Annotated in this window: 8 protein-coding genes; 4 read left to right on the top strand and 4 right to left on the bottom strand. The window is 51.7% G+C overall.

Going from position 1 to position 7390, the window contains the following annotated elements; all coding sequences use genetic code 11:
- The first annotated feature begins 205 nt into the window (after positions 1-205).
- The 3 genes from PF479_RS16785 to PF479_RS16775 are packed head-to-tail and all read left to right on the top strand — an operon-like array spanning position 206 to position 1792.
- Complete coding sequence (locus tag PF479_RS16785; RefSeq protein ID WP_298008940.1) at positions 206-1222, top strand: 3-dehydroquinate synthase family protein; 1017 nt, start codon at positions 206-208, stop codon at positions 1220-1222.
- A gap of 43 nt (positions 1223-1265) precedes the next feature.
- Complete coding sequence (locus tag PF479_RS16780; protein ID WP_298008937.1) at positions 1266-1535, top strand: type II toxin-antitoxin system Phd/YefM family antitoxin; 270 nt, start codon at positions 1266-1268, stop codon at positions 1533-1535.
- Positions 1532-1792: a Txe/YoeB family addiction module toxin gene (locus PF479_RS16775; protein WP_298008934.1), complete on the top strand. Its 261-nt coding sequence runs from the start codon at positions 1532-1534 to the stop codon at positions 1790-1792. Before PF479_RS16780 ends, PF479_RS16775 begins: the two co-directional genes overlap by 4 nt.
- Before the next feature lie 13 nt (positions 1793-1805).
- On the opposite strand, the gene PF479_RS16770 is transcribed toward PF479_RS16775, so the two are convergent.
- From PF479_RS16770 to PF479_RS16760, 3 genes are read right to left on the bottom strand one after another with little or no spacing between them, the layout of a single operon-like run.
- Positions 1806-4298: an ATP-dependent RNA helicase gene (locus PF479_RS16770; protein ID WP_298008931.1), complete on the bottom strand. Its 2493-nt coding sequence runs from the start codon at positions 4296-4298 to the stop codon at positions 1806-1808.
- On the bottom strand, positions 4295-5602 hold the full coding sequence (gene hisS / locus PF479_RS16765; protein ID WP_298008928.1) for a histidine--tRNA ligase: 1308 nt from the start codon (positions 5600-5602) through the stop codon (positions 4295-4297). Before hisS ends, PF479_RS16770 begins: the two co-directional genes overlap by 4 nt.
- Before the next feature lie 31 nt (positions 5603-5633).
- The gene (locus tag PF479_RS16760) at positions 5634-6818 is read right to left on the bottom strand and encodes a sugar MFS transporter (protein ID WP_298008926.1); all 1185 of its coding nucleotides are present in this window, start codon (positions 6816-6818) and stop codon (positions 5634-5636) included.
- A 97-nt stretch (positions 6819-6915) separates the two neighbouring features.
- Between PF479_RS16760 and PF479_RS16755 the strand changes: the two genes are divergently transcribed.
- On the top strand, positions 6916-7131 hold the full coding sequence (locus PF479_RS16755; RefSeq protein WP_298008923.1) for a hypothetical protein: 216 nt from the start codon (positions 6916-6918) through the stop codon (positions 7129-7131).
- A gap of 154 nt (positions 7132-7285) precedes the next feature.
- Here PF479_RS16755 and PF479_RS16750 read toward each other — a convergent pair whose 3' ends face one another.
- A complete protein-coding gene (locus PF479_RS16750) occupies positions 7286-7390 on the bottom strand; it encodes a hypothetical protein (protein WP_298008942.1) in 105 nt (34 codons plus the stop codon).

The raw sequence follows: 7390 nt of genomic DNA, 5'->3' as shown, positions 1-7390 counted from the left end.
TGATTATATATCTTTCCAGTTTATGGGTTTCCTGTGCCCCGGCTGCCCCCAAAAGGCTTATTAATAGGGCTATTATAATAATATTTTCTTTCATGATCATACAATATCACAACGTGATTGAAATTCTCAAGCCTTTTAGGTTCGGACAGGTTCCGATTTTTATCCCCCCTTTACCCCCTCAGGGCAGTCGATTTATACTGAAAATATGGAAATTATCAAGTCATTTACTTTCGGCGGCTTTCCCAGCAGAGCCGTTTTATACGATAAACAGGATCTGCTGCCCGAAGATACGGCCCTTTTTGTGGCCGACAGTCATACCAAATCCCTGATCAGCCGTCCAGAAGGATTGGCAGAAGTCATTCTCACCCCCGGTGAGGAGGGCAAACAGTGGGACGCTGTGGACAAAATTTTAAAATTAGCCATGAAAGAGGGCCTGGCCCGGGACTCCGTGATCTGCGGGGCCGGAGGTGGGGTGGTTACCGATATGACCGCCTTTGCAGGAAGCCTGTATATGCGGGGCTGCCGGGTTATTCTGATTCCCACTTCCCTTCTGGCCATGGTGGATGCCGCCCTGGGTGGTAAGACCGGGATCGATGCGGGAGTGTACAAAAATATGATCGGTTCCTTCTACCCGGCGGAAGAGGTCCGGATCTGTCCGGAAATCCTGGGGGATCTGCCGGAAAAAGAGTACAGGAACGGTCTGGGGGAAGTCTTGAAGACCGCCATCATCGGCGATGCTGCGTTGTTAAATCTCATAAAAGAGCGGCGCGAGTCCGTTCTGGCCCGGGACCCCGAGGTTCTGGCTCAGATAATCCGTCGCTGCATCCTCGTGAAGGGCGCCCTGGTGGAAGAGGACCTGCGCGAAAAAGGCAGAAGGGCTTTCCTGAATCTGGGACATACCTTCGGTCATGCCCTGGAAGCGGTGAGTGAGTTCCGCTGGAGCCATGGAGCAGGCGTCGTCTGGGGAATGGGTAAAGCCCTGGAGGCCTCGGTCAGACTCGGTCTGGCGAAACCCGCCTGGGCGGATGAGATGAAACAGCTCTTTTTAGACTACGGTTATGAACTGGAGGCCCCGGAAGATCCTGTCGGGATACTGGAAGCCATGAAGATGGATAAGAAGAAGCAGAGGGGCAAGCTGCGCTATATCCTTCCCGCAGGGCCCCAGGATATCCGTATCGAATTCCTGGACCCCGATTTTGTACTGGAAGTTCTTAAAGCCTGATATCTTACTTGACGTACCATAAAAGGTACTTTATTCTGTACTTATGAAAGCCGTGAATTATACAGATCTCCGAAAAAGTCTCAAAGATCATATGGATCATGTTTATGAGGACCATGAGCCTCTTATTGTGACAAGAAAGAATAGTGAAAATATTGTTCTCCTCTCTCTGGACGACTACAACAGTCTGATAGAAACCCAGTATCTCCTCTCCACAAAGGCCAATACGGCACATCTGCTGCAATCCCTGGAGCAGTTAGAAGAGGGACATGTCTCTATTCATAATTTTCAGGATCTTAATAAAATGAATAAATGAATATTTTATTTACTGAGGATTCATGGAAGGATTATCTCTTTTGGCAGATAAACGATAAGAGAACCTTAAAAAAAATAAATGATCTGATTAAGGCCATTCAAAGGGAACCCTATCAGGGGATCGGTAAACCCGAACCCCTGAAATTTCAGCTTCAGGGTTGCTGGTCCAGAAGAATCGATCAGGAACACAGACTCGTGTATCAAGTGCAGGATGAGGTTTTATCCATCATATCCTGCCGATTCCACACTAAGTCCTGATCCCTCCTGTTTTCTACAATGAGATAAAACTGTCCACCCGTCTGTAGGCCTTGTTCACCAGTCCCCATTGCTCTCCTTCCAGCTCTTCCGACACCTGGTCGGCCAGGAGCTCCAGAGAGGCCAGAGACTCATTCACTGCATTGGTGAAGTTCCTGACAGAGCGGAACCAGAAATGCCCCTCTCCATCGGTCTGCAGGGTGATGATCCCGTAGGCCGACTTTTTTCTTTTCCCGGAGGACGAGATTTTCAGCAGGATATGCATGTGTTCGGCCAATTCATTCATGTGCTTGCCGTTTTCAGTGCTGAAATTCTTATCCGGGATGCCCGTGAGGATATCCTTCTTAGGATTGATCATGGTGATGATTTTAAACACCATGCTCAGGGGAGTGCCCGAGAGTATTTCCCGGCCTTCCCAGCTGAGAATACCCTTCATTCCCTTATAATCAGGCCACTGCTCGGGAGCCATGTTTTTCAGCTCTTTCCAGGCAGAGTTCCAATCGATGAGAGCCATTTTCTTCTTGCCTTTCTTGGGCTGAACCACGGGAAAGGCGGTCCTGCCGATGGTGATTTCCAGGGAGCTGTCCCGCTTCTTTTTCTCTTTCATGCTGCCCTTGATACGGGCGACACCCTGAGGTTCCAGCTGGAGGGCCAGATCCTTGCTGGTGCGGCTGATCAGTTGTCGGGTCAGGGGAGACACCGAACGGGCATAGGTCTGGCTGGTCCGGACGATCTCCCCGGCCACGATAAAGGGGGGGCTCTCCCGGAACATGGTGGAACCGGGATGAATGAGAATTCTGTCGGCGGTCAGACTCTTGTAGCTGCCCCGGCCGGAGCGGACACAGACAAACTGAATATTCCCCCGGGCACAGGCGCAGAGGTAGTCGTCCAGAGAGCCGCCTTCACCGATGGGAATACCCATGCCTCCCACGATATCCTCCAGCTGTCCCTGAATGTTGACCAGTTCACCCATGGTCCGCTCTTCCAGGTAATAGAGCTTGCAGAAGGCTGTCTGGTCGGGAGCGTTATTGAATCCTTCAAAAAGTTTCAGGTAGGCCGCAAAGTCTCCCCGGTTATCCCGGAAGTGGTGGTGGGCCCGTCTGGCTTCCATCTCCTCACCCTGGGGCAGGAGGTAGGGGCTGTTGGTGCTGAGGAAGGCCGCGGCGATCAGGGTTTCCCGGAGGACATCCGGATAGTTCATGATAGATTCTACGATCATCCGGGCATGCCGGGGCATCAGAGGGAAGGGGGTCATCATTCGGCCCACCGAGGTAAGCTTGTTCTTCTCATCCAGGGCATTCAGGAGTTTGAGGGTTTCTATGGCGCCGAGAATGCCTTTTCTCCCGGGAGGGGAGATAAAGTCGAAGCTTTGAAAATCACTGATTCCCAGTTCGGCCATTCGGAGGACCACTTCCGCCAGGTCTGTCCGGTAAATTTCTTCCCGTGTAAACAAGGGCCGCGGGGTAAAAGATTCCTTGGAGTAGAGGCGGTAGCAGGTTCCCGGCTGGGTTCGGCCTGCCCGTCCCCGTCTCTGATTGGCCGAGGCCTGGGATATCTCTGTTTCGATAAGGGATGAGGTAAAGGTCCGGGGGTTATAGAAGTTCTGCTTCGCCAGTCCCGAATCGATCACCGTGGTGATTCCTTCGATGGTGACAGAGGTCTCTGCAATATTGGTGGAGACGACTACCTTGGTCTTCCCGAAGGGGGTCTTGATAAAGATCCGTTCCTGCTCTTCCTTGCTGAGCCGCCCGTAGAGGGGCAGAATCAACAGCTTTTTTCGCACCGGTGAGAGATTCAGCATGGCAATGGTGTCTTTGATGATTTTCTCACCAGACAGGAAAATAAGAACATCTCCTTTCCGGCGGTCGTTGACCGCCCGTTCCACCGTATTCGTTATCTTGGCAGCCAGTTGTTCCGGGTCGCCCAGTTTGGTCGGCGGATCATATACCATGGCCACGGGATAGACCGGTGTATCGATGGTCACCACCGGGGCTCTGTCAAAGTATTCGGAAAACATGGCTGCATTGATGGTGGCCGAACTGATGATGACCTTAAAGTCGGAGCGTTCGGCCAGAATGGTCTTGAGGAGTCCCAGGATAAAGTCGATATTCAGGCTGCGTTCATGAGCCTCATCCACCATGATCACCGAGTATTGGTGGAGCATGGGGTCCGTCTTCATCTCCTGCAGGAGTGTCCCGTCTGTCATGATTTTCATCCGGGTTTCCGGAAGGGTCTTGTCTTCAAAACGCATCTTGTAACCCACCATGCCGGGCACCTTGCTGCCGGTTTGACGGGCAATGTAGTCACTCACAGAGAGTGTGGCGATACGCCGGGGCTGTGTGACTCCTACCATCCCCCGGGAGGTGTATCCCGCTTCGTGAAGGATGAGGGGGATCTGGGTCGTTTTTCCAGATCCGGTGGGGCTTTCCACTACTACAACCTGATGGTCTTCCAGGCTCTTTAAGATACGGGCTTTATCCCGGTAAACTGGTAGTTCTTTAAAATTCAAACTATGATTTCTCCTGCCTTAATCAAGGCGTCCTCCGGAATCAGTCCCTCAAAACTCTCCCTTGTCTTCAGGTTTTTGAGGTTGACCGTACCGGCTTCTTTTTCGTTGCTGCCGCAAATGAGGACCAGGGGAATCCCCTTGGCCTCGGCAAATTTGATCTGAACCGCAAATTTTTTGGGTTCATGGTAGACCTCACAGTAGAATCCGGCTTCCCGGAACTCTTCTGCGAGTCTGTGATAATACCCCACAAGGCTGTTTTCCATGTTGAGGATGAGCAGCTGGGTATGGCTGTTTTTTTCTGTTGAGCGCCCCAGCTCGGCAAGTCCTGCCATCAAACGGTCCAGGCCGATGGAGCTTCCCACACCGGGGAGGGATTCCTTGGTGTAGAGTCCTGCCAGATTGTTGTACCGTCCTCCCGAACAGACCGAGCCGATGGAGGGGAGGTCGTCCAGGAATGTTTCGAAGACGATTCCCGTGTAGTAGTCAAGGCCTCTGGTGATGGAGGGGTTCAGCTCGAAGGCTTCTTCCAGTCCCAGTTCCTGAATATAGGAGTAAATCTCTTTGAGACGGAGTGTATCTTCGGCGGGTCCGCCTGCCAGGGATTCTATCTTGGAGAGGGTCTCTGTAAAGCTGTCTTCCTTCTGAATAAAATCCAGAATTTTGCCGGCCTTGTCTGCATCGGAAACAGTGCTCAGCTGAAGGAACACTTCTTCCCGGCCTATCTTGGATAGTTTGTCCACGGTCCTCAGGATGTCTTCACTCTGATGCTTCAGACCCATCACATCCAGAAAGCGGTTGAAGATGCCCCTGTGGTTCAGACTGATGGTGCAGCCGGGAACCTCCAGGGCCCCCAGGGAGCGGCGCATCATCATCAGGATCTCGAAGTCCGCCGAGGCGCAGTCTGTGCCTACTATGTCAAAGTCGCACTGGGTAAACTCACGGTACCGGCCCTTCTGAGTGTTTTCTCCCCGCCACACCTTGTTGATGTGGTAACGCTTGAAGGGGAGGTAGAGCTGGCTGCGGTTCTTAGCCATAAATCGGGCAAAGGGGATGGTCAGATCAAAACGCAGGGCCACGTCCCGTTTGCCATTGTCTAAGAAACGGTACATCTGTTTATCCGTTTCGCCGCTGCCTTTGCCCAGAAGGACTTCAGAATATTCCAGGACAGGCGTATCTATAGGGACGAAACCGTAGCCTTCAAAGGTATTCTCTAAAAGACGGATCACCCGTTTTCTTTCAATTTCTGTTGCCGGTAGAAAATCCCTGAAGCCTTTCAGGATCTTCGGTTCAATAATGGTACTCATAGCCCTATATTGGACTTTTCCTCGAGTAATTTCAAGGCTTGACTGCCTTAGCGGAGTTTCGGCTCTCGATTCCAATGGTGATCAGGAGGGTGAGAAAAAGCACGGGGATCACGGCAAATGCGGCCTTGAGTCCCCAGGTATCGCCGATCTTTCCCATGGTCCACACGATGATGGAAAATCCGGGAATTCCTGCAGTTGAAAGGAGGATAAAGAGCATGGTGGAGTCCCCTTCCATCCGGTCGGCCGCATAGGACTGGATGCTGGGCCAGAAGCAGGCCACGGCCAATCCTGCGAAAAAAAGCAGGACCATCAGGGAGATCAGGCCGCTGATCCAGAAGAATCCCAGACTGAAAACCAGGCCTCCTGCCGCGGAGATGAGGATGAGTGTCGGGAGATGGTGCTGTTTGATCAAGCCGCTGCCCAGACGTCCTATGATCATGCCCAGAGCAAACAAGGCGGTTCCCAGGGCTCCTGCCCGGGGGAGGGTGTCATAGTAGAGCTGAATATAACTGGCACTCCAGAAGGTATAGGCCGCTTCCGTGCCGCCTCCGCAGAGCATGGCCAGGGCAAAGACCCAGAAGCGTCTCTTTTTCAGGAGTTTCTTTGTATGGGAGAGTGGATTTTTATAGCTGTTATCAGGAATCTGCCCTGTTTTATGGGCACGACGGCTGCTGAAAAGAAAGAAAAAGGAGATCAGGGTGAAGACGACTCCCAGACCTACCAGTATGGACCGCCAGGGGATATCCCGGGACAGGAGTTCTCCCACCGAAAGAACCGTCATCAAAACGCCGACGGAAAAAAAGGCGTTGACCACATTGAGGTAACGACCTGAATCGCCGGGATGCAGGTCCTGAACCAGGGGATTGATCAGGGCTTCCAGCAGACCCCCGCCCACACCGATGAGGATCATCGCCGCCAGGACCATGGGGTAGTTGGGAGCCGCCGCATAGATAAAAAGGCCCGCCGCCAGAAGAAAACCTCCCGTATTCAGCAGGGCGGTTTTTCCGAATCTTGAAGCGGCCAGGCCGCTGATCAGGAGCACTCCAATAAGGAGTATGGTCCGGACCGCCTCAATCCCCCCCCCTTCGGAAAGGTTCAGGTTCATCTCTTTCATCAGGACGATCAGGCAGATGGGAGTCGCCACCATGCTGGCCGAATAGGCCATCAGACTGACCGAACAGGCGATGTCCATTGTGGTCATTTTCATATTTTTCATGTTGCCCATCATAAACCGGAAACGAGGCCCGCACAATCCTTATAATCCCTCTTTTTGTCGCCCCCACTTCTGATATATAATTAATATAGGAGCCTGAATGAAGAAGCTTTACCTGTGCATCATCCTGATGTTCTGTGCAACCGTCTACCTCTCTGCCGGACTTAATGAACTGGCAGCATTCCCCCAGGGGATATGGGAAGATGTCGAAAACGATGCACGATGGGTTTTTTTACCCAATAATATCCAAATCAAGCAGGGTGGAGACGTCGTGTTTGAATTCAAAGATAAAATTAAGGCCCTTCGGCCTTATTGAATAAATCACCAGAGCAATGTTACTTGCTCTGGTAGTCTGAACTACTCATAGAGAAATAAATCTATTAAACCACCCCCTTAGGCCTAATTGAATAAAACACCGAAGCAATAACATTGCTTCGGTAGCTGTAATAATTTATCTCTGGTACTCAAAACTACTCACTGAGAAATAAATCTATTAGATCGGGGAATGGTTCTAATGCTCTTGGCAGAAGTCCATTGGCCCAGGCGAGAAACAGACCGTAGTTCAGTACAGGAAT

Source organism: Oceanispirochaeta sp. (assembly GCF_027859075.1).
GTDB lineage: Bacteria > Spirochaetota > Spirochaetia > DSM-2461 > DSM-2461 > Oceanispirochaeta.
The sequence above is the reverse complement of the archived record's forward strand: the minus strand, read 5'-3'. Positions and strand labels throughout refer to the sequence as shown.

Excerpts from the sequence above, each read along its gene's own strand:
- PF479_RS16780 (WP_298008937.1), top strand. The coding sequence starts at position 1,266 with ATGAAAGCCGTGAATTATACAGATCTCCGAAAAAGTCTCAAAGATCAT.
- PF479_RS16785 (WP_298008940.1), top strand. The coding sequence starts at position 206 with ATGGAAATTATCAAGTCATTTACTTTCGGCGGCTTTCCCAGCAGAGCC.
- PF479_RS16760 (WP_298008926.1), bottom strand. The coding sequence starts at position 6,818 with ATGAAAAATATGAAAATGACCACAATGGACATCGCCTGTTCGGTCAGT.
- PF479_RS16775 (WP_298008934.1), top strand. The coding sequence starts at position 1,532 with ATGAATATTTTATTTACTGAGGATTCATGGAAGGATTATCTCTTTTGG.
- hisS (WP_298008928.1), bottom strand. The coding sequence starts at position 5,602 with ATGAGTACCATTATTGAACCGAAGATCCTGAAAGGCTTCAGGGATTTT.
- PF479_RS16755 (WP_298008923.1), top strand. The coding sequence starts at position 6,916 with ATGAAGAAGCTTTACCTGTGCATCATCCTGATGTTCTGTGCAACCGTC.